At 49.4% G+C, this 22,244-nt stretch carries 19 protein-coding genes; 4 read left to right on the forward strand and 15 right to left on the reverse strand.

The features are described 5' to 3' along the window. Window positions 1-52: 52 nt before the first annotated feature. The 11 genes from rpoS to pyrG all read right to left on the reverse strand — a co-directional run bounded on the left by rpoS (window position 53) and on the right by pyrG (window position 10,179). Entirely contained in the window at window positions 53-1,057 is a 1,005-nt protein-coding gene (gene rpoS, locus AB4875_RS11635; protein ID WP_368376223.1) for an RNA polymerase sigma factor RpoS, read from the reverse strand. A 73-nt stretch (window positions 1,058-1,130) separates the two neighbouring features. Next, the gene (locus AB4875_RS11640) at window positions 1,131-1,985 is read right to left on the reverse strand and encodes a peptidoglycan DD-metalloendopeptidase family protein (protein ID WP_368376224.1); all 855 of its coding nucleotides are present in this window, start codon (window positions 1,983-1,985) and stop codon (window positions 1,131-1,133) included. Between the two features lie 101 nt (window positions 1,986-2,086). Next, complete coding sequence (locus AB4875_RS11645) at window positions 2,087-2,992, reverse strand: DUF368 domain-containing protein (RefSeq protein ID WP_368376225.1); 906 nt, start codon at window positions 2,990-2,992, stop codon at window positions 2,087-2,089. 42 nt (window positions 2,993-3,034) lie between these two features. Beyond that, complete coding sequence (locus AB4875_RS11650; protein WP_368377079.1) at window positions 3,035-3,676, reverse strand: protein-L-isoaspartate(D-aspartate) O-methyltransferase; 642 nt, start codon at window positions 3,674-3,676, stop codon at window positions 3,035-3,037. Between the two features lie 67 nt (window positions 3,677-3,743). Continuing rightward, window positions 3,744-4,754, reverse strand: coding sequence for a tRNA pseudouridine(13) synthase TruD (gene truD, locus AB4875_RS11655; RefSeq protein WP_368376226.1), 1,011 nt, complete (start codon window positions 4,752-4,754; stop codon window positions 3,744-3,746). Further along, window positions 4,744-5,226, reverse strand: a complete 483-nt coding sequence (gene ispF / locus AB4875_RS11660; protein WP_368377080.1) for a 2-C-methyl-D-erythritol 2,4-cyclodiphosphate synthase — start codon at window positions 5,224-5,226, stop codon at window positions 4,744-4,746. The genes truD and ispF overlap by 11 nt, the downstream gene beginning before the upstream one ends. A 5-nt stretch (window positions 5,227-5,231) precedes the next feature. After that, window positions 5,232-5,933 carry a 2-C-methyl-D-erythritol 4-phosphate cytidylyltransferase gene (gene ispD / locus AB4875_RS11665; RefSeq protein ID WP_368376227.1) on the reverse strand — a complete coding sequence of 234 codons (702 nt, stop codon included), beginning with the start codon at window positions 5,931-5,933 and terminating at the stop codon, window positions 5,232-5,234. Between the two features lie 24 nt (window positions 5,934-5,957). Then, window positions 5,958-6,191: a septum formation initiator family protein gene (locus AB4875_RS11670; protein ID WP_368376228.1), complete on the reverse strand. Its 234-nt coding sequence runs from the start codon at window positions 6,189-6,191 to the stop codon at window positions 5,958-5,960. Window positions 6,192-6,351: 160 nt separating this feature from the next. Further along, window positions 6,352-7,635 (reverse strand): phosphopyruvate hydratase, encoded by a 1,284-nt coding sequence (eno, locus tag AB4875_RS11675; RefSeq protein ID WP_368376229.1) that lies wholly within the window; start codon window positions 7,633-7,635, stop codon window positions 6,352-6,354. Window positions 7,636-7,667: 32 nt separating this feature from the next. After that, window positions 7,668-8,519 (reverse strand): 3-deoxy-8-phosphooctulonate synthase, encoded by an 852-nt coding sequence (kdsA, locus tag AB4875_RS11680; protein ID WP_368376230.1) that lies wholly within the window; start codon window positions 8,517-8,519, stop codon window positions 7,668-7,670. 37 nt (window positions 8,520-8,556) lie between these two features. Next, entirely contained in the window at window positions 8,557-10,179 is a 1,623-nt protein-coding gene (gene pyrG / locus AB4875_RS11685) for a CTP synthase (protein WP_368376231.1), read from the reverse strand. Between the two features lie 187 nt (window positions 10,180-10,366). Here pyrG and AB4875_RS11690 point away from each other — a divergent pair, with 187 nt between their 5' ends. Beyond that, a complete protein-coding gene (locus tag AB4875_RS11690) occupies window positions 10,367-11,170 on the forward strand; it encodes an inositol monophosphatase family protein (protein ID WP_368376232.1) in 804 nt (267 codons plus the stop codon). 71 nt (window positions 11,171-11,241) lie between these two features. Here AB4875_RS11690 and secF read toward each other — a convergent pair whose 3' ends face one another. The 3 genes from secF to purL all read right to left on the reverse strand — a co-directional run bounded on the left by secF (window position 11,242) and on the right by purL (window position 18,074). Further along, window positions 11,242-12,165, reverse strand: coding sequence for a protein translocase subunit SecF (secF, locus tag AB4875_RS11695; RefSeq protein ID WP_368376233.1), 924 nt, complete (start codon window positions 12,163-12,165; stop codon window positions 11,242-11,244). A 9-nt stretch (window positions 12,166-12,174) separates the two neighbouring features. Further along, on the reverse strand, window positions 12,175-14,046 hold the full coding sequence (secD, locus tag AB4875_RS11700; RefSeq protein ID WP_368376234.1) for a protein translocase subunit SecD: 1,872 nt from the start codon (window positions 14,044-14,046) through the stop codon (window positions 12,175-12,177). 140 nt (window positions 14,047-14,186) lie between these two features. Then, entirely contained in the window at window positions 14,187-18,074 is a 3,888-nt protein-coding gene (gene purL, locus AB4875_RS11705) for a phosphoribosylformylglycinamidine synthase (protein ID WP_368376236.1), read from the reverse strand. Window positions 18,075-18,215: 141 nt separating this feature from the next. Here purL and mltF point away from each other — a divergent pair, with 141 nt between their 5' ends. Next, on the forward strand, window positions 18,216-19,676 hold the full coding sequence (gene mltF, locus AB4875_RS11710) for a membrane-bound lytic murein transglycosylase MltF (RefSeq protein ID WP_368376237.1): 1,461 nt from the start codon (window positions 18,216-18,218) through the stop codon (window positions 19,674-19,676). Between the two features lie 46 nt (window positions 19,677-19,722). On the opposite strand, the gene tadA is transcribed toward mltF, so the two are convergent. After that, window positions 19,723-20,205, reverse strand: coding sequence for a tRNA adenosine(34) deaminase TadA (tadA, locus tag AB4875_RS11715; protein WP_368376238.1), 483 nt, complete (start codon window positions 20,203-20,205; stop codon window positions 19,723-19,725). 709 nt (window positions 20,206-20,914) lie between these two features. Between tadA and AB4875_RS11720 the strand changes: the two genes are divergently transcribed. Both AB4875_RS11720 and AB4875_RS11725 read left to right on the forward strand, forming a co-directional pair. Beyond that, a complete protein-coding gene (locus AB4875_RS11720; RefSeq protein WP_368376239.1) occupies window positions 20,915-21,823 on the forward strand; it encodes a LysR substrate-binding domain-containing protein in 909 nt (302 codons plus the stop codon). A 23-nt stretch (window positions 21,824-21,846) separates the two neighbouring features. Next, window positions 21,847-22,164 carry a response regulator transcription factor gene (locus tag AB4875_RS11725; RefSeq protein WP_368376240.1) on the forward strand — a complete coding sequence of 106 codons (318 nt, stop codon included), beginning with the start codon at window positions 21,847-21,849 and terminating at the stop codon, window positions 22,162-22,164. Window positions 22,165-22,244: the final 80 nt, after the last annotated feature.

Consider the following 22,244-nt stretch of genomic DNA (forward strand, 5'->3'; position numbering starts at 1 on the left):
AAAAGCCCGCAACTGCGGGCTTTTTTAGGTCTTTATGTCTACATCTACATTGTCAGTTGAAGTCTTCCGCAAATAGCGATGCTGCATTTAGGCCATTCTCTTCAAACAAGACCCGCATGCTCTTTAGAGCCTCGACCTGAATTTGCCTGACTCGCTCACGCGTCAAGCCAATTTCACGACCAACCTCTTCTAGGGTTGCAGACTCATGACCGCGCAAACCAAACCGGCGTACAACGACTTCGCGCTGTTTCACACTAAGCTCATCTAACCATTCATCAATACTGCTAGATAAATCTTGGCCCTGTAAAATATCACTGGGATTCAAAGCTTGGGTATCAGCGATGGTATCGAGCAAAACCTGATCGGAGTCTTGCGCTAGCGGAACATCTACCGAGCCAACCCGATCTTTAAGACCGCATAAGCGCTTGGCTTCAGATACCGGCCGGTCAAGCGCCACAGCCATCTCTTCCGGTGAGGGCATATGATCCAATTTCTGAGTTAACTCTCGCTCAGCACGCAAATAACTATTTAACTCTTTCACAACGTGGATGGGTAAGCGAATAGTGCGAGTTTGATTCATAATCCCGCGCTCAATGGTCTGCCGAATCCACCATGTCGCATAAGTAGAAAAACGAAAACCACGTTCAGGATCAAATTTTTCCACGGCGCGAATTAAGCCGAGGTTGCCCTCTTCAACTAAATCCAGAAGACTCAAGCCGCGGTTTAAATAACGTCGGGAAATTTTTACCACCAAACGCAGATTGCTTTCAATCATACGTTTTCGACCAGCGTCATCGCCTTTTCGGGCAAGCCGCGCAAAATGCACTTCTTCCTCGGCACTCAGTAGTGGGGAAAAACCGATTTCGCTAAGGTACATCTGGGTTGCATCGAGATCGTTACTCTGTCGTCGAGCACGCTTTATCTTGCTTGATTTAAGAACCGGATCAAGTACCGGCCTACGTGAACTGTTAGTACTAAGCACACCGTCTTCGCCGGCGTCATTATGTATTTCAATTAAACCTGAACGATAGTTATTACTTTCTTCATCTACCCGCATCGTCGAATCCTTATTTTCCTGTTATTACTCGACTTGGGTGATACTTAAGACATTCTTCTTATTACAACGGCGTTCAGCGCCTAGGAAGCAGTCTTAGAGGATCAACCGGTTTTCCATCTATACGAACTTCAAAATGTACCTTTGGTGAATCAGTTCCGCTGTCGCCCAATTCTGCAATAACGGCTCCTGCCTTCACGCTGTCCCCCTCTTTGACTAATAAACGTCGGTTGTGCCCGTAAGCACTTAAATAGCGATCAGAGTGTTTAAGAATTAATAGATTGCCATAACCTACCAAACCACTTCCCGAATAAACCACTACGCCAGCCTTTGAAGCACGTACAGGCTCGCCCATTTTACCTTTAATATCAATACCCTTATGAGCCTGCCCAGTTGCCACGAATGAGCGCACCAAAGGACCGGTAACCGGCCAGCGCCAGCCTTCTCCCGATCCCACAATCACCGGTGCAGGTTTAATAATCGGTTTTGTCACTGGCGATTTTACACTCGCAGTAGGTTTGCTTGCCGTCGCGCGAGAAGCATTAGCAGATGACTTTTTAGTGCTTGAAGCCGGCTTAGCGGCGGCCACAATCGAACGCGTACTTTCCTGCAACACTAGGGCTTGACCTGGATAAATTGTATACGGCGAAGCCAAATTGTTAGCAGTCGCTAACCCTTTAACATTGAAGCCATAACGCCATGCGATAGAAAAAAGGGTATCGCCAGCGCTAACTACATAATATGGCGGGGGACGCTCAGAAGGATTATAACGATCAGAAACAGGCGCGGAGCCGCCATTGGTGGTACACGCAGTGACACTAATAATTAAGCCAATTATGCTGAAAAATTTCATCAGCATCGTCATTATGTATACATCCTTATGAGCACAAAAATTATCCTTTTTTGCCGAAGAAGTAACACCGCACTGCACTTAAAATTAGAAGCCTCGTTAACGACCACCAATTAGTAATCTTGTTTTGATTACTTTATATACCTACAAGCCGAAGTGTTAGAAAAAAACAGTCTTAAAAATCACTGGCTTTTAGCTATTCGTTCTACAAATAACACCAAAATTACCCCGCTAATGGCAATGAATGAACACACCAGTAGCTGCGAGTCAGCTTGATTAGCATACTCCCAAGGCATCACATTATGCCAACCGGGCGCGAGTGATTCAGACAATAGCTGCCCGTCTGCGCTTAACTTCCAGGGCCAAATAATTGTCAATGACCCCAATAGAATACCCGTCAATGTTGCCAGCAGTCTCGGCCGGTGATGGTGCATCAACCAAGACAGTATGCGCACAAACAACATCAAACCAGTACCGCAGCCAGCGGCAAAACTTAGCAGAGGAGCTACCTCAAAATGCTTTACTGCACTAATCACCGGTTCGTACATACCCAGCAACAACAAGATAAAACTACCGGATATCCCGGGTAAGATCATCGCGCATATTGCCAACGCGCCAGAAAGAAATAAGGTCAATGGCGTTGCAGTAATCTCTGCAGGGCGTAATTCTCCAATCGCCACAGCAAACACAATCCCAAAGAGCAACCAGCCAATTTGGCGGCGACTGTGAGTGATTTGTCGAAAAACGATGAGCGCTGAAGCTAGAATCAAACCAAAAAACAAAGCTGCTAGGGGAAGTGGGTGCTCATCTAAACCGTAAGAGATCAGACGAGCCAAAGACACTACGCTGACTACAATACCCAGTACTAAACTAAGCAGAAAACTACCATTAATATGCAGCCAACATGCCGCTGGACCTGACTTAAATAGCAGCTGAATAGCTTTTAGGTTGCAAGACTTAAGACTTTCTATCAACTCGTCGTATATGCCGGTAATAAACGCAATCGTACCACCAGACACACCCGGAACCACATCGGCGGCGCCCATAGCGATACCGCGAACAAACACCCCAGGAGAAAATCCCTTCATTACTAATCCTTATTCACCCAGCGGGTATATTCAAAAATGCGTTCAAGCAACCACAACACCCGAGACCATCGGCACAAATAGAACCGGCTCGATTAACTGCTCTTCAATCCCCGTCTCGGTCTTGTCATAAACGTATAAAGACTGTTGCTTGCCCACCGGCCCCACGGGAATAACAAGACGCCCACCAACCGCGAGTTGCTCCAATAATTCTGCTGGCACGACTTCCGGCGCGGCCGCCGAAAGTATGGCGTCAAACGGACCCCGGTCTTTCCAGCCCATACCACCATCAGCATGACGCAGATGCACATTATGTAAGCCAAGTTGACGCAGTCGCTGACGCGCCTTTTCTTGTAATGGCCGAATCCGCTCAACGCTGAACACGCGCTCCACCATCTGCGCGAGTATTGCGGTCTGGTAACCCGACCCGGTACCCACCTCAAGCACCCGAGCGCGGGGGCCCAGCGCCAATAGCAACTCAGTCATGCGGGCGACAATATAGGGTTGCGATAGAGTTTGCTGAAAACCAATCGGCAGAGAGCTATCTTCATAAGCTCGGTGTGACAATGCTTCGTCGAGGAAAATGTGTCTAGGGGTTCCCCTGATTACATTGAGCACCGCTTTGTCAGTAATACCCTGTTCAGTCAAACGTTCGATCAAGCGATCTCTGGTTCGCTGGGAGGTCATCCCGATACCTTGCAAATTTAAAATTGTCACCGTGTCTTCTCAGTAAACATCAGGGCCTAGCGCGCCCTTAGTAGTTGATCAATTCTCGCACAAGCGCCGTAGCGAAACAGCCCCTCGGCAATGAAAATGCCAATGACACAGCCTCATTACCTAGCTGCTGCCATTGCAAGTTTTTAGGAACAACACGCATGGCGCGTCGCTCCATCGTTAAATTATTATTTATTAAGCCTGCACAGAGGTCGGCAAACTCGGCATATACTTTTTCTTCAAGTAGAGCGACCTCCGCACCGGGCCCCAATTTACCGGGTTTGCCATACAGTGGACCGCTGGGGTGAATATCACCTTCAGCTAAGCGCAAAAGAGTATCGGCATCCAAGTCTGCCAAAAACACGCTACCGCTATCCCGCAAGGCAAATACATCGCCGTCCAAACCACTATTCCAATGACCCGCGCTAACACGCGCGGCCAAGACCGAATTAAAAATAAGCGCGCGTGCTGCCGATAAATACATACCCCTATCAAAACGCCCTGGCGTTAACTGGCCCGCAAACCATTGGCGACAGGCATCAATATTGCCACCGCCATGGCCAAAGCGCTGTTCGCCGAAGTAATTGGGGAAGCCCTGAGCAATGACGGGCAAACGCGCCTCTAGCAGCGCAAGATCACCGTCTAAAGCCGTTAATCGTATAATAAAGCGATTATAGCGATGACTTCCCAAGCGCAACTTTTGGCGGTGGCGTCCTTGACGTAAAATCTGCCACGTTTCATTTTCCGGCACACGCCATTCGGGTTTGTGTTTACCCGGTAAATGAACGCAAAACCACTGCCGTGTCACCGCATGACGATCTTTTTGTCCAGAATACGTCACCGCGCGCGGCTGAACCCCGGCCAAGCGTGCCAATTGCTTGGCGACATACTCAGTATTATCGCCACACTTCTCAATCCACAGCCAGTCGAATTCGCCATCGTCACTAAATTCAACATCGAAGACCTCTTCAACCACAAAGTCTTCAGGCTTGGCTTTTAATACTCCAGATACGGTGGGCAGGCCTAGTGCCCGAGGCCAGTCAGGCAACATCTATTCGCTCCAATAACACCACCGCGTCAACCGCAATACCTTCACTACGCCCCACAAATCCGAGCTTTTCAGTGGTCGTTGCTTTGACACTTATACTGGAATCTAGGACACCCAAGGTAGTAGCGATAGACTCACGCATAGCAAGAATATAAGGCGCCAAACGTGGTTGTTGCGCCGCAATCGTTATATCAGCGTTACCTAGACGATAACCCTGCCGTTCTATTAATGTGTAACAATGTTTCAGTAATACTTTGCTGTCAGCGCCCGCGTATTGCGGATCGGTATCAGGAAAATGCTTGCCAATGTCCCCCAGCGCTAATGCACCCAACATCGCATCACACAGTGCGTGCAGAGCCACATCGCCATCAGAATGGGCCATTAAACGCCACTGACATGGAATGTCGACACCACATAGGATAATCCCGTCGCCCTCGCCGAAGCGATGAACATCGTAGCCATGACCAATGCGAATAGCACTCACCGCTCTTCTCCGCTTAAAAACACCTCAGCAATCGCAAGATCGTCAGGGTAAGTAATTTTTATATTGCGACAACTACCTTCCACAAGCAGAGGCCGGCGACCGCAGTACTCGATTGCAGACGCTTCGTCGGTCACCGCAAATTGGCGTTCACGGCAATAGCTAAGCGCATCACGCAACTCACCGAAACGAAACAACTGCGGGGTTAAAGCTCGCCACAATTCATTGCGATCTAGGGTTTCAGCAATATCGCCCCTCTTATCACTGCGCTTCACCGTGTCTACCATGGGTGCGGCCAAAATAGCCCCCACAGCATGAGCACAGCCCAGCTCTAATAGTTGCTGGATATCGTGTTGAGAAACGCAGGGGCGCGCCGCATCGTGCACCAAAACCCAGTCAGCATCGTCCGCCTCCTCTAGCGCTATCAGCGCCTGTGCTACCGAGTTTGCACGCTCGCTACCGCCGGTTGTACGCAACACACGCGGATCATTCGCACACGCCAAAGAACTAAAAACCTCATCATCTTTATGCAAGGCCACTGCAATGGCGCTGATATCACCGCGCGCCAACAGCGTGTTAATACTGTGTTCTATGACGGTTTTGCCGCCAAGGGGCAGGTATTGCTTAGCAAGTTTGCCACCAAACCGCGAGCCTGTGCCTGCCGCGGGGATAACAGCCCATATGCGAGAATTAGTTAGCACTTATTCTTCTGCTTATTAATGAGTTTATTCATCGACAATGAGGTAAAACGTTTCGTCGGACTTAATCAGCCCCATGTCATTGCGGGCGCGCTCCTCAATGCTGTCTAAGTCGTGCTTCAAACTACGCACTTCGCCATACAAGCGTTCATTGCGCAGCTGCAACTCGCTGTTAGTATCTTTTTGAATCGCAATATCACGACGTAAACTGGCGATTTGCTCCCAGCTTCCGGTTCCAGTCCACAGTCGCACTTGCAACATAGCAAGAATCGCCAGGAGTAAAAAAAACAGCCGGCGGCGGGTCATGGCTCGCCCTGTAAAGTGATAGTCTTGCTCATTCCAATTCCAGAACTACGTCCTAAAAAAGCGTATTTAAACATAGCCAAAAACAAAAAAGGCGGCCGTAGCCGCCTCTTAATTACTAAGCCCGGAATTCACCCCGACCCCGATATGCCGCGCCTATCTCTGCTTCTATGCGCAGCAGACGATTATACTTAGCCACTCGATCAGACCGACACAAAGACCCGGTTTTAATTTGGCCCGCTGATGTCGCCACGGCTAAATCAGCGATAGTGGTATCTTCTGTTTCACCAGATCGATGTGAGATAACGGCTGTATAACCCGCCTCTTTTGCCATTTTAATGGCATCCAAAGTCTCGCTAAGCGTACCAATCTGGTTGAACTTAATCAAAATCGAGTTTGCAATATTATTATCAATACCACGCTTCAAAATCTTGGTGTTGGTCACGAACAAATCGTCACCAACTAATTGCACGCGATCACCAATACGACGAGTTAAAGCCGCCCAGCCATCCCAATCACTTTCATCCATACCATCTTCAATCGAGATGATAGGGTATTTCTGGCTAAGTTCGTCTAGATAAGCCGCAAAACCTTCAGCATTGAACTCCTTGCCTTCGCCGCTTAAGGAATACTTACCATCTTTATAAAACTCAGATGAAGCGCAATCTAATGCCAAGGTAATATCTTTCCCGAGCTCGTATCCGGCATTCGCAACCGCTTCGGCAATCGCCTCTAAAGCCGCTTCATTTGATGGTAAATTCGGCGCAAAACCGCCCTCATCACCCACCGCTGTATTTAAGCCGCGAGCAACCAACACCTTCTTCAAAGAGTGGAAAATTTCAGCACCTTGGCGCAAGGCTTCAGCAAAAGTGTCGGCACCCACGGGCTGGATCATGAACTCTTGAATGTCGACATTATTATCGGCGTGCTCACCACCATTGATGATATTCATCATCGGTACCGGCATGGTGTACTGACCTTCTGTACCGTTAATTTGGGCAATGCGCTGATAAAGTGGGATACCCTTCTCAATCGCTACCGCTTTGGCCGCAGCCAAGGAGACTGCCAAAATCGCGTTTGCACCCAATACAGATTTAGTTTCTGTACCGTCAGCCTCTATCATGGCATTGTCGATGGCACGCTGATCTTCAGCATCCATTCCCATTAACAAATCACGGATTGTGGTATTAATATTAGCAACCGCTTTTAATACGCCTTTGCCCAAATAACGTGACTTGTCGCCATCACGTAGTTCCAAGGCTTCACGGGAGCCTGTCGATGCGCCGGACGGAGCACAGGCACTGCCTACGGCGCCCGATGCTAAAACAACATCGGCCTCAACCGTGGGATTTCCCCGTGAATCCAATATCTCAAACGCCTTGATATCGACAATCTCTGCCATGTCAGTCTTCTCCGTCTTAAGTCAAAATTAAATTATTTAATATCCAGGGTAGGCAGCGACTTCACTGTATCATCCACCGCTTTCATGTGTTCTAAAAATGGCGCCAAAGCTGACAAGGGCAATGCGCTTGGGCCATCACATTTAGCCTTATCTGGATCCGGGTGTGCCTCTAAAAATAGACCTGCAATGCCCAAGGCCATACCAGCGCGCCCCAACTCCACAACTTGGTTTCGACGTCCACCAGAGGCAGCGCCCATAGGGTCTCTACACTGCAGGGCATGGGTGACATCAAAAATGATCGGCGCACCGCCACTGGCTTCACGCATAACCCGAAAGCCGAGCATATCTACTACTAAATTATCATAACCAAAATTACTGCCTCGCTCACAAAGCATGATTTTGTCATTGCCGCATTCTGCAAATTTTTCAACAATATTTTTCATTTGCGCGGGACTTAAAAACTGCGGCTTTTTGATATTAATAACCGCATCCGTCGCCGCCATCGCCGCTACAAGATCAGTTTGACGCGCTAAAAATGCTGGCAGTTGGAGCACATCACACACTTCCGAAACGGGGCCGGCTTGATGAACCTCATGGATATCGGTAATAACTGGAACTTTGAACGTCTGTTTAATTTCTTGGAAAATTTTCAGCCCTTCTTCCATTCCCGGGCCGCGATAAGAATGCACTGATGAGCGATTAGCTTTATCGAAAGAGGCTTTGAAAACATAGGGAATGCCCAACTTTCCACACACTTCAACATAGTGCTCCGCAACCTGCATGGCAAGGTCGCGAGACTCAAGCACATTCATACCGCCAAACAATACAAAGGGCTTATCATTTGCCACGTCTATGTCATTAACACTGACTATTTTATTTTCCATTGACCTACTCCTTTAACTCACCCGGGCCAAACAATACTTATTCACTATGTGCGATAGCAGCATTAACAAACCCAGTAAACAAAGGGTGGCCGTCACGCGGTGTAGATGTAAATTCGGGGTGGAACTGACAGGCGATAAACCAGGGATGATCTGCAACCTCGACCACTTCAACAAGACTCTTATCGGCAGACCAACCGCCCACCTTTAAGCCCGCTGCCTGCAAGCGCTCTACATAAGTGTTATTCACTTCATAGCGGTGACGATGGCGCTCGGTAATTGTCTCACTGCCGTAGACCTTGGCAACCGCAGCCCCTTCAACCAAATGACAAACTTGCGCGCCTAAGCGCATCGTGCCGCCCAAGTCGTCGTCATGGGCGCGCTGCTCAACATCACCGTCTGCAGTGACCCACTCAGTGATCAAACCAACCACGGGGTTTTTACCGTTATCATTAAATTCACTGCTATTTGCGTCAGTTAAACCCAATACATTGCGGGCGAACTCAATCACAGCAACTTGCATACCTAAGCAAATACCTAGGTATGGAATTTTATTTTCGCGGGCATATTGAACGGTAAGAATTTTACCTTCTACGCCTCGGCTGCCAAACCCACCGGGCACAAGTATGCCGTCGACACCTTTTAATATGTCGATACCATCGGTCTCAATCACTTCCGAGTCGATATAGCGGACTTGTACTTTGGTGCGGCTGTGAATACCTGCATGCTTTAAGGCTTCATTCAAAGACTTGTAAGCATCCAATAGCTCCATGTATTTGCCAACCATGGCGATAGTGACAGTTTGATCTTGATGTAAATCACCTTCAATCACCCTGTCCCATTCGGTCAGGTCAGCCGGCGGGCAATCAAGACCAAAACGCTCAACAACTAGTTCGTCTAAACCCTCTGCCGCTAATAGCGACGGAATCCGGTAAATCGAGTCTACATCGCGCAAAGGAATAACCGCGCGGGATTCAACGTTGGTGAAAAGTGCAATTTTATGTCGACTGCTTTGATCAATTTCATGATCTGAGCGACACAGCAAGATATCTGGCTGGAGGCCGATGGAGCGAAGTTCTTTAACGGAGTGCTGAGTCGGCTTAGTTTTGGTTTCGCCGGCGGTCGCAATATAAGGCACTAAGGTTAAGTGCATTAACATGGCGCGTTTGGCGCCCAATTCAACTTTTAGCTGACGCGCGGCTTCAAAGAACGGCAAACCTTCGATATCGCCAACGGTACCGCCAATTTCAATAATCGCTATATCTGCATCACCGGCACCCGCCATCACTCGACGTTTTATTTCATCGGTAATATGGGGAATAACCTGCACGGTGCCGCCAAGGTAATCACCGCGGCGCTCCTTGCGCAGTACGGTTTCGTAAACGCGGCCGGCGGTAAAATTATTACCTTTCGCCATTTTGGCGCGTACAAAACGCTCGTAATGCCCCAAATCCAAGTCAGTTTCTGCACCGTCTTCGGTAACAAACACTTCGCCGTGTTGAAATGGACTCATTGTGCCCGGATCCACATTAATATAAGGATCGAGCTTCAACATAGTTACTTTGAGACCACGCGCCTCAAGAATAGCACCTAAGGATGCTGAGGCAATGCCCTTACCCAAGGACGAAACAACACCACCGGTGACGAATATAAAACGCGCCATGTAAAGCCTTTTTAGATAGTACGAAGAGATATAAGGGCCTGAAAAAGCAGCGCTAATTCGCCCCCATGAGATGGGACGTCAGTCTAACAGGAAGGCCATAGCGAAACAATGAAATTAGACCTCTATACGCTGCCCAGTCTCTGTTATAATGCGCGCCCAATTGCTTGCACATCAAGGCCTTAGTACTATGCAACCCATGCTGAATATCGCATTGCGCGCCGCCCGCAAAGCTGGCGACCTTATCGCGCGCGCCTCCGAGCAACTTGACCGCGTTCAAGTTGAAACCAAAAGCGAAAACAATTTCGTCACCGAAGTCGACCGCAAGGCCGAGCAGGAAATCATCTACCACTTGCAAAAAGCCTACCCAGATCACGGCTTTTTGGGAGAGGAATCCGGCCAAACTGGCAATGCTGACAGCCCTTACCAGTGGATCATTGACCCAATTGATGGCACCACCAACTTCGTTCGTGGCATCCCCCACTTCGCAGTCTCTATAGCCTGTATAAATCAAGGGCAAATCGAGCACGCGGTCATTCTCGATCCTATTCGCCGTGAAGAGTTTACTGCCAGCCGTGGGCGCGGCGCTCAGGTGAATGGTCGTCGAGTCCGAGTAGCAATGAATACTGGCCTAGAAGGCGCATTGATAGGTACGGGCATCCCGTTTAAGGCGCGTTGTGAGGAACACATCCCAGCCTATATGCGCAGCTTAGAAGCGATTGCGGGCGAAACCGCAGGTATTCGCCGCGCTGGCGCCGCATCCTTGGATTTAGCCTATGTCGCGGCCGGCCGCTTAGATGGCTTCTGGGAAATCGGTTTAAACAAATGGGATATCGCAGCCGGCATCTTGCTGGTGCGCGAAGCCGGCGGCTTGGTCAGCGACTTCAAAGGTGGCGGCAGTTACTACGAAAGCGGCAATATCGTTGCGGCCAACCCAAAATGTCTAAAAGGTATGCTGCAGGCTATAAAGCCGCACTTAGAAGATATTCGCTAAACCTGTCTCTAGGACATAAAAAAACCGCAGCAAGCTGCGGTTTTTTTATGTCTTGAGAAAATACTCAGCAATCAGGGTAAGTCATCTATCTCCGCACCCTCTTTCTCAACCACAATCAAATCATCCTGACTAATATTCATGGTTAACAGCAAGCTTGCAACAATATAAATAGACGAATAAGTACCCACGCCAATACCAATTAGCAAAGCCAAGGCAAAGCTGTGAATCATCTCTCCCCCAACAAAGGCCAGTGTAAGCAATACCAATAACGTGGTTCCAGAAGTCACCAAGGTCCGATCTAAGGTCTCGGTCAATGAAATATTAATGACCTCGTCCGCCTCGTGTTTACGTAATTTACGGAGATTTTCACGGATACGGTCAGCAACCACTATCGAGTCGTTTAGAGAGTAACCAATAACAGCTAAGATCGCCGCCAACACAGTCAAATCGAAGTCCCAGCCAACTAAGGCGAATACCCCTAGCGTGATCAGAACATCGTGACCTAAGGCCGCAACGGCGCCGATAGAGAACTTAACCTGAAAGCGCATAGCTACATAAATTAACACCACCAGTAGAGCCAGCAATACCGCTAAACCGCCCTGTTCCCGCAGCTCCTCGCCCACCTGCGGTCCGACAAACTCGATACGACGCAACTCTATCTCGCCCTCGGTACCTGCCAACAACACCGCGAGTACCTCATCACCCAGTGTTGGGCTCATACCGTCGGGCATTCTTACCAACACGTCAGTGTCAGAGCCAAAATTAACCACAATCGCACTTTCGTATCCCGCCGCACTCAAGTCTTCACGCACTTGCTGCAACGGTACCGATTCTTCGTAAATGACCTCTATTAGAGTGCCACCGGTAAAATCGAGACCGAAATTCAAGCCCTTAAAAGCTAAAACTCCAATCGATGCGATCATTAGTCCGACTGAAAGGAACATCGCAATACGACGTCCACCCATAAAATTAATGATTTTTTTAGTATCAGGCATACGTTTCCCCTAGATCGCCAGTTTGGTGATACGACGACCGCCGTAAACGAGATTAACAATAGCGCGGGTACCCATGATCGCAGTGAACATCGACGTTAGAATCCCGATTGACAGGGTGACCGCGAAACCGCGAACAGGACCCGTGCCTACCGCATACAAAATGACTGCGACTAACAAAGTAGTGATATTCGAATCCATAATAGTCACAAAAGCGCGACCGTAGCCGGCTTCGATGGCATGCTGCACCGATAGACCGGCACGCAACTCTTCTCGTATTCGAGAGAATATGAGCACGTTGGCATCCACGGCCATACCAACTGTAAGCACAATACCGGCAATACCAGGAAGGGTTAATGTCGCCCCCAACAAAGACATGCAAGCGGTTAAGAGAATGATGTTAGCGCCAAGTGCAGCCACCGCAATGACTCCGAACACGCGGTAATAAACCACCATAAACAAGGCCACTAAGCCTAACCCGATCTTAACCGCGTTAAGGCCTTTGGCGATGTTTTCCGCACCCAAAGATGGCCCAACGGTGCGCTCTTCAACAAAATCAATCGGCGCCGCCAGTGCACCAGCCCGCAATAATAGCGACAGCTCAGCCGCTTCACCCGGCGCGTCAAGGCCCGTTATTCGGAACTGCACTCCCAAGGCGTCTTTTATAGTGGCCAAGCTAATAATTTTCTTCTCCTCATATGGCACCCTCACCGCCTGCTCCACACCATTCTCGTCTCGCTCGTAATGGGTGCGGCTCTTACGCTCAATGAATAACACCCCAAGGCGACGATTAATATTGTGACGAGTCACGCGATGCATCAAGGTGCCGCCTTGGCTGTCCAGCGTAATACTCACCTGCGGCATGCCATTTTGATCAAAGCTCGCCTGCGCATTCGCAACCCGCTCACCAGTGATTACCACGTCACGCTCTAACCAAGCACTTGGCTCACCGCGACCCGGGGTGCGGAATTCAAATTGCTCACGATCTGATAGCGGCGCGTCATACTTAGCCTCTAAACGAAAATCAAGGTTAGCGGTTTTACCCAAAATACGTTTTGCTTCTGCGGTATCTTGAATACCAGGCAATTCAACCACAATACGATTGCGGCCCTGACGCTGAACCAAGGGCTCTGATACACCCAGTTCATTTACACGATTACGCAAAGTCGTTAAGTTTTGGCTGACCGCGTAATCTTCGATTTCCTTGCGCTTGGAATCGCCGATAATAGCCCGCATATAGAAGGACTCGTCACCAGCGCCCGCATCCATCCGCTCACCGGTCAAATCGGTGAACTCCTTGCGAATCAAATCTAGCGCCGTATCACGAAGCTCGGCAGTGGTGAATTTCCCTGAAATCACGCCGCGATCCAGAGTAACAAAACCGCGGATACGCTCCTCGCGCAGCTTCTTTTTAATGCTAGCGTTATAGTGCTCTAAGCGAGTTTCAATGGCCGAGTCGGTATCAACCTCTAGTAAAAAATGAACGCCACCGCTCAAATCTAGACCCAGCTTCATCGCCTGCGCACCCAGATTACTCAGCCAATCCGGGGTGTTTGACGCGAGATTTAAGGCAACCACATAACCATCACCTAAAGCACGCTGCACCACGCGCTGCGCGCGCAGCTGCATATCGGTTTCATATAAACGAATCAAACCGGATTTACCGCTTTCATTGGCTTTTTCGCCAAAGTGTTCAATGCCACCAGCATCTAATGCCGTCGACAAGCGCGTCATCAATGCTTGATCAATCAACACGCCGCTGCTTTGACCTGAAATCTGCAAGGCCGGATCGGCCCTGTAAAGATTCGGTACCGCGTAGAGCAAGCCGATCCCCAGCACCGCTAAAATCAGCAGGTTTTTCCAGAGCGGATATTTATTTAGCATTGTATTTTCACCAAAACCGTCTGTCGCGACGGTGTCTATTTAAAAACGGACGCCAACAATCGACGCCAACAACAGACGGAGCACCCCTGAACCGCCCTTGTAACAGCGCCGGCAAAAGCCGGCGCCCATTCTTTACTATCTTAATCTACCCAAACCCGCGCGTTGCGGAATAAGCGCATCCAACCACTATCTTCAACCGCGCGATCTGCCACCCATGAATTTTGCACGTTGCGAAACACTCTCTCTGGATGAGGCATCATAATGGTGACACGGCCATCAACACTACTCGCGCCGGCAATACCAAAGGGCGAACCATTGGGATTAGCCGGGTATCGCTCCGTGGCACTCAGTGTATTATCAATAAACTGTAAAGCGACCTTCCCACTCTGCTGGAGACTCTGCAACTGGCTAAGGTCGGCAAACTCTGCGCGCCCTTCGCCATGTGCAACCGCAACTGGCAAATGCGAACCCGCCATTCCCGCTAACAATATGGAGGGTGATTCTGGAATTGCAACCAAGGAAAAGCGTGCTTCGAACTGTTCTGAGCGATTGCGCACAAACCGAGGCCAATGTTCCGCGCCCGGAATCAGCGAATGCAAATTAGACATCATCTGACAGCCGTTGCATACACCTAGTGAGAAGGTATCGCTGCGCTGAAAGAAACCGGCAAACTCATCTCTGGCAAGACCATTAAACAAAATGGTTTTTGCCCAGCCTTCTCCCGCTCCTAACACGTCGCCGTATGAGAAACCGCCACAGGCCGCAAGGCCTTTAAAATCCTGCAGGCTTACTCGACCGCTGAGAATGTCACTCATGTGAACATCGACCGCCGTAAAACCAGCTCGGTCGAATGCGGCAGCCATTTCCATTTGGCCATTAACCCCCTGCTCGCGCAGTATCGCAATGCGAGGCCGTACCCCAGTTGTAATATAAGGCGCCGCGATATTGTCTTGGGCGTTAAAGCACAATGACTGGCTTAGGCCGGGATCAGTTTCTATTATCGAATCGAATTCTTGTTGCGCACACTCAGGGTTATCACGCAGCGACTGCATGCGATAACTGAGCTGCTGCCATTTACGCTGCAACACCACGCGATCATCTCGCAGCACTTCTATGCCACCAAAACTAATTGCAATATCACTACCAGGCACGGCGCGGCCTATTTCATGCACGCAGCCAGCCAAGCCATGGCCCGCAAACTGTTCAAGCACCGATTCTATATCGCCACAGCGTACCTGTATTACCGCCCCGGCTTCCTCAGCAAAGAGCGCACCGTGTACCTTACCTTCGGCGCTTAACTCAACATCCAAACCGCAGTGTCCGGCGAAAGCCATTTCCAATAAGGTTATCGCCAAACCACCGTCGGAACGGTCGTGATAGGCAATTATTTTTTCATCCTCGAGGAGCTGCTGAATGGTGCTAAAAAATCCTGCCAGCAATGCGGGACTATCAATGTCTGGCGCGGTATTACCTACTTGCTGATAAACTTGCGCCAAACAGGAGCCACCCAAACGCTGCTTGCCCGCGCCCAAATCGATTAACAACAAGGCGTTGTCGTCAAGATCAGTGCGCAACTCCGGTGTGACAGTTTTACGCACATCCGCAACAGGGCTAAAGGCAGTGATAATAAGGGACATCGGTGCGGTAATGGCTTTGCTTTCGTCGCCATCACGCCAAGTAGTGCGCATCGACATCGAGTCTTTACCCACTGGAATAGTAATACCCAAGGCCGGGCAAAATTCCATTCCCACCGCTTTTACAGTATCGAAAAGCTTTTCATCTTCGCCTGCGTAGCCCGCCGCGCACATCCAGTTAGCCGACAACTTTATATCTGACATCTTTTCAATGCGGCTCGCGGCAATATTTGTCAAAGCTTCGGCAACCGCCATTCGCCCAGATGCTGGCCCATCAATCAATGCCAGCGGGGTGCGTTCACCTATTGCCATAGCTTCGCCGGCATACGAATCATAACTCACGGTAGTCACCGCGCAGTCCGCTACCGGAATCTGCCAGGGGCCGACCATTTGATCTCTGTGCACCTGTCCGGTGATCGAGCGGTCACCAATGGTGATTAAGAAGTTTTTGGCCGCAATTGCGGGCAGAGCCAACAAGCGATCCAAAGCCTCATCAATATTTATTGCTGCGGCGTCAAAAGCAGGCAACTGTGGATACTGACGAGTAAACTCCCGGTGCATTTTCGGTGGCTTACCGAAGAGTACCGACATCGGCAAGTCGACAGGATTATTGCCAAAGTGGGTATCACCTACCCGCAAGCGCTTATCGCCAACAGACTCTCCGACCACAGCATAGGGCGCCCGCTCTCGGGAACAGATGGCTTCAAAGGTCGCAAGGTTCTCCGGCGCAATAGCAATCACGTAGCGCTCTTGAGATTCATTGCACCAAATTTCTAATGGCGACATGCCCGGCTCATCATTGGGAACTTTGCGCAAATCAAAATCACCGCCGCAACCACCATCCTTAACTAACTCGGGAAAGGCATTCGATAAGCCACCGGCGCCGACATCGTGAATAAAGGCAATAGGATTATCATCTGCCATCGCCCAACAGCGGTCGATAACTTCTTGGCAACGGCGTTCTATTTCTGGGTTTTGACGTTGTACCGAGGCAAAATCTAAATCCTCAGTGGACGCGCCACTACTCATTGAGGACGCCGCGCCACCACCCAAACCGATCAGCATCGCAGGACCACCAAGAGCAATCAATTTATGGCCCGCAGGGAACTCGGTCTTAAGGACGTGCTCTTCTTTGATATTGCCGTAACCGCCGGCAATCATGATCGGCTTGTGATAGCCGCGACGCTCTTCTCCCGCGACGCCCATCGCGTTTTCTTCAAAACTGCGGAAGTAACCGCACAAATTGGGTCGACCAAACTCATTATTAAACGCCGCGCCGCCAATCGGTCCATCCAGCATAATATCCAATGCCGAAACAATACGCCCAGGCTTGCCGTAATCGGCTTCCCAAGGCTGTTCGAACCCAGGAACGCGCAAATTGGACACACTAAAACCACTCAATCCGACTTTAGGCTTAGAGCCACGCCCAACAGCGCCTTCATCACGAATTTCGCCGCCGGAACCGGTACCTGCGCCCGAAAACGGCGAGATCGCGGTGGGGTGATTATGGGTTTCAACTTTCATCAGCAAGTGAATATCTTCCTGATGATATTGGTATTCTGCCGAGTCAGGCGCAGGGTAAAAACGCCCCGCGCGATGCCCTTTGACGACAGCCGCGTTATCAGAATACGCGCTCAGCACACCTTCTCCACCAAGCTCATTGGTATTCTTAATCATGCCGAACAGCGAGTGTGGCTGTTCCTCACCGTCAACGGTCCAGCTGGCGTTAAAAATCTTGTGGCGGCAATGTTCTGAGTTCGCCTGCGCAAACATCATCAGCTCGACATCACTGGGGTTGCGACCCAGCTCGGTAAAGCTCGCCAACAAATAATCGATTTCGTCATCGGCCAAGGCCAGACCCAGCTGGCCATTTGCAAGAACTAGGGCCTCACGACCACCATCAAGCACATCTATGGCTTGCATAGGCCTAGGGCTCTGACGAACAAATAACACCTCAGCCTCGGCCGGCGAATCCAATACGGATTCCACCATGCGATCGTGTATCGCCGCTAACAGGGCACTGCGCTGATCAGCACTTAGCTCGCCGTCTATATCGAAGCAATACTGCACGCCGCGCTCGATGCGGGCAATCATATCCAAACCGCAGTTATGGGCAATATCGCTGGCTTTACTCGACCATGGCGAGATTGTTCCCGGCCTAGGCACAACGAAAAAGCGCTGCCCCTCACTAGCGACAAATTCCGCGCGGGGACCGTATTGCAATAACTGACTCAATACCTCGCTATGATCGGCGCTAAGCTCAGCGGTAGTATCTACCAAGTGAACATATTGCGCGCTCACACCCCGAAGGGCAGGAATTGCGACGGCCAAAGCAGCCTTTAATTTTTCTATACGAAAATCTGAAAGTGCCGGGGCACCAAAAAGAATAAGCATTCGGAGCAACAACCTAGAGCGAATGGATTGAAGCCGGCCATTGTAAAGGAATTACGCGAGGATTTTTATCCAAAATAGTCTTTATGGTGTGATCAGTCTCATAACGATACAATTACCTCTGTATTCATTGGAGTTTCACTCTTGCCGACAAGCCCTAAAACATTACGATTTATCGCATTATGGCTTTTTGCGGGATGTTTCGTGCTTATCGCAGTGCTGCTAAGCAGTAGCGAAGACACTAGTGATAATCTGCAGCGAATTCGAGACGAAGGGGTTTTACGGGTACTCACTCGCAACGGCTCAACTATTTACTATCAATCCCAAGGTGAGCCAGCTGGTTTCGAGTACCAACTCGCCCTCGCCTTCGCCAACCATCTCAATGTGGATTTAGAAATGATTCCCGTGGTTGGGCTAGACGAAGTGTTTAGTGGTCTCGCTGACAACCGCGCCGATATTGCCGCAGCAGGACTTAGTATTACCCCTGCAAGACAAGAAACACTTCTATTCGGGCCGAGTTACATCAGCGTAAAACAATATTTCGTCTACAACCGCGACGCGAATGATGCGATAAGTTCGGCAGCTGATCTTATCGGCAAGCAAATTCGGGTGATCAGCAATACTGCCCATGTTGAGCAGCTCAAAAGTCTGCAAGAGGAGTATCCCGAACTCAGCTGGGCAGAAAGTCGCGACCTTGAGACCATCGACTTACTCGAGCAACTCGCTGACGGTCAAATTGACGCCACCATAGTCAACTCCAATGAATACTACGCCAACCGCGCTTTTTACCCCAACTTTCGTATTGCCTTTAGCGCAGGAAAACCGCGCAAATTAGCTTGGGCGATGACGGCTACGCCGGCAAATGCCAGCCTAATAAAAGAAATGACTACATTCTTCAGGAACATTAACGACAACGGCAAATTAGCCCGCCTGATTGAGCGTAATTTTACATTTAACGAACGGCGAACTTTTATTAATACACATACGTTTCTGAAAATGAAGAAAGACCGCCTTCCTGATGTGAAAGGGATGATCGAGCAGGTTGCCATTGAATATGACCTAGATTGGCGTTTTTTAGCCGCCATCAGTTACCAAGAATCACATTGGGACCCAACCGCCCGCTCGCCCACTGGCGTGCGCGGAATGATGATGCTCACCCGCTCTACCGCCCGTGAACTTCAAGTGGAGGATCGGCTTGATCCAATGCAAAGCCTGCGGGGCGGAGCCCGTTATTACAAAAAGCTCTATAGTCGCTTGCCATCGGGCATCGAATCACCTGACCGCAGCTGGTTCGCACTAGCTGCTTACAATATTGGTCTAGGGCATTTAGAAGACGCTCGGGTCATTACCGAGCAACGCGGCGGCAATCCAAATCTCTGGAATGATGTAAGGGAGAGTCTCCCCTTATTGCGTCAGCAGAAATGGTATAAACCGTCAAAATATGGCTACGCACGTGGCGACGAAGCCGCTCTTTATGTGCGCAATATCCGCGATTATTATTCTTTACTGACATGGGATGAACTCAATCGCTACCGAGTACCGCCACCGCGTATCGTGTCAGACTATTTACCCGCCGAGTTAAACCGCAGCTTTGACGGCCTTTGAGCGTCTTAAGCAAAAAAGACAGTGATTCAACACAAGCTGTTATTTTTTACCCGCGTTTCTCGCGTTTTTTCTCATCCCTACGGCGAGCAAAAAATGCCTGCAGTATGCTACTCGCTTCGTCTGCCAACACCTCGCCAAGCCACTCAACTTTATGATTCATTTGCGATTGATCAAACAGTTGAAAATGGCTGCATACAGCACCGGCTTTTGGCTCGCTGGTAGCGTAAACAAGACGCGCAATGCGGCTGTGAATAATAGCTCCGGCGCACATCGTACAGGGTTCGACCGTCACATACATTGTGGCACCAGGAAAACGATAATTATCGACAGTTTGACCCGCGTCTCGCAAAGCAATGATCTCAGCGTGAGCGCTGGGATCTGAGCTGCTGATGGGCTGATTAAAGCCCTCACCAATAATGACACCCTCGCGCACAATCACGGCGCCAACCGGAACTTCGTTACTGGCATCTGCCTTTAGCGCTAACGCTAGCGCGTGGCGCATCCATTGCTCGTCGGTAAAAGTATCCATATCAGATTTGATCGACTCTTCGTCAAAAATAAGTAATTCAGACCAACAAGGTGTTAAACCACGAAACGGGCCTAGTAAGTCATTATGCCATAAGCATACATACTATAAATCTAGACCTGATCGACAATTAAAAACGAGGACAAATGGTAGTCTCTGCACATCGAGACAAAGATAGCCGCAGCGTGTCACGTCGTCGACACCTTTGATTTCTGAGACCCTGCGCTCAGCCTAGCAAGCCTTATCAGCGGCAGAAGATTCATAGGAACAATATGATTACCTGTAGCGCCAAAAAAGAATAAAAATGACCAGGACTCAGACTCCGCAAAAAGGCAATGCATTCAGCCAAACCGATAAATACAGATATTAATTACAATCCTAGAATTACTGAATGTTCTCTCTCTTTTTGAGATAGACGTACTGTTTTTGAAGTCAGCTATTATGGGATACTATTTCATTGTTATCTCGCTTATCTACTACTTGCCAAAACGGCCTTAACATCGAAACAATGGCAGTTTTCTCAAACCAAATATTTACTGCGTTGAGTTGCAAGCTATGACAGAGACACCTATATCACCGCGGACACTATATTAAGGCGTAGCTACCTACCGTACTTGTGTAAAAATTTAAGTGCCGGGAATGAAATATTATTGAGGGTCGATCTTCCCGCCTGACGCTGACCTATATACAGAAAATCTGGACTCTCCTAACGATGACTAAGCAACATCTACCCTCCCTAAATTTAATTCGGGTATTCGAAGTAGCTGCGCGCCGAATGAGCTTCAAGGACGCCGCCGACGAGCTATTTGTATCGCCGCCGGCAGTGAGCCATCAGATCAGGGCCCTAGAGGAAAACCTCGGGGTCATCTTATTTAAAAGAGAGAACCGAAAAATCTCTTTGACCGCCGATGGTAAACGCTATTATCTGCATGTTAAACGCGGCCTGGATTTGATCAACACCGCAACCCTAGCGGTACGCAAAGAGAAGAAAAAACGGCGCTTCGTTATCAATACCCTACCCAATATTGCAAGTCTATTGCTGTTTCCTAATATTCATGAGTTCCAAGCTAACCACCCTGAGTTGAACATCCAGATTGACTCCGACGTATCCAGAATTGATTTACAGAACTCTGAAACCACGATCGCCATCCGCCACGAATGCGGTAACGAGCCTGAGCTGACCTATCATCCGCTGGTAAAAATTGCGCTAACACCGATTTGTAGCCGCAGCTATCTCAATGAACGCCCTCGCTTAAGGGATGGTGATTTCAGCGATTGCCGACTCATCAAAATTTCGAGCGACACTTATCAGTGGCCACGCTGGCAGACTCAATGGAATCTGCTCCCAGAAACGTCCAATGAATTAGTAGTAAGCACGGTACAGGCCAGCATCGAGGCAGTAAAAAACAACATCGGCGTAGCCATGGGCTACCTGCCCACAGCGTATCAGTTCATGCGCACGGATGATGAGCTTGTGCTGCCCATGCCCAATAAGGTCACTCAGCACGGGGAATGTTTCCTGGCGTACTCCAACGATCATGCCGGAGATGAAGTCATCCAAGCATTTCACGAATGGGTAGCAGGCATCATTTCCCAGAAATGGTCAGGTAAGAAAAGCTAACTCGAGGCAAGGTAACTTTTCATTTGTCAGCCCCTCGTTTGAGGGGGAAGATACTTGGCAACCGAAACAAAAATGTGACCGCCGACATGCCTTTAGATAGCCCTAATCCTAAGCAACCTCAAGCTCAAGCCCTGCCGCTCACACCACGAGAGCAGGACGTACTTAGGGAGCTGGCTCAAGGTAACAGCAATAAAATCATAGCCAAAACTTTATCCATCAGCATCTATACCGTTGATGGTTATGTTAAGAATATCTATAGGAAGCTGGGGGTACGAAATCGTTCCATGGCAGCTGTAGTCGCTGTCCATCATGGAATATTTGATATGGAATCTGCCGTGTGAGGCGAAAGTTGCTACTTATCATTTATCATCACCGACGGGCCTGAGACATTATTGAAATATCATCATTTAATAATGTCTCG

The organism is Zhongshania sp. R06B22, from assembly GCF_040892595.1.
GTDB classification, from domain to species: Bacteria; Pseudomonadota; Gammaproteobacteria; order Pseudomonadales; family Spongiibacteraceae; genus Spongiibacter; species Spongiibacter arctica.

Coding starts and splice junctions, on each gene's coding strand:
- secD (WP_368376234.1), bottom strand. CDS start 14,046: ATGCTAAATAAATATCCGCTCTGGAAAAACCTGCTGATTTTAGCGGTG.
- truD (WP_368376226.1), bottom strand. CDS start 4,754: ATGTTGCCTGACTGGCCTCGGGCACTAGGCCTGCCCACCGTATCTGGA.
- AB4875_RS11670 (WP_368376228.1), bottom strand. CDS start 6,191: ATGTTGCAAGTGCGACTGTGGACTGGAACCGGAAGCTGGGAGCAAATC.
- secF (WP_368376233.1), bottom strand. CDS start 12,165: ATGCCTGATACTAAAAAAATCATTAATTTTATGGGTGGACGTCGTATT.
- AB4875_RS11720 (WP_368376239.1), top strand. CDS start 20,915: ATGACTAAGCAACATCTACCCTCCCTAAATTTAATTCGGGTATTCGAA.
- tadA (WP_368376238.1), bottom strand. CDS start 20,205: ATGGATACTTTTACCGACGAGCAATGGATGCGCCACGCGCTAGCGTTA.
- pyrG (WP_368376231.1), bottom strand. CDS start 10,179: ATGGCGCGTTTTATATTCGTCACCGGTGGTGTTGTTTCGTCCTTGGGT.
- eno (WP_368376229.1), bottom strand. CDS start 7,635: ATGGCAGAGATTGTCGATATCAAGGCGTTTGAGATATTGGATTCACGG.
- AB4875_RS11645 (WP_368376225.1), bottom strand. CDS start 2,992: ATGAAGGGATTTTCTCCTGGGGTGTTTGTTCGCGGTATCGCTATGGGC.
- AB4875_RS11650 (WP_368377079.1), bottom strand. CDS start 3,676: ATGACCTCCCAGCGAACCAGAGATCGCTTGATCGAACGTTTGACTGAA.
- AB4875_RS11690 (WP_368376232.1), top strand. CDS start 10,367: ATGCAACCCATGCTGAATATCGCATTGCGCGCCGCCCGCAAAGCTGGC.
- rpoS (WP_368376223.1), bottom strand. CDS start 1,057: ATGCGGGTAGATGAAGAAAGTAATAACTATCGTTCAGGTTTAATTGAA.
- kdsA (WP_368376230.1), bottom strand. CDS start 8,519: ATGGAAAATAAAATAGTCAGTGTTAATGACATAGACGTGGCAAATGAT.
- purL (WP_368376236.1), bottom strand. CDS start 18,074: ATGCTTATTCTTTTTGGTGCCCCGGCACTTTCAGATTTTCGTATAGAA.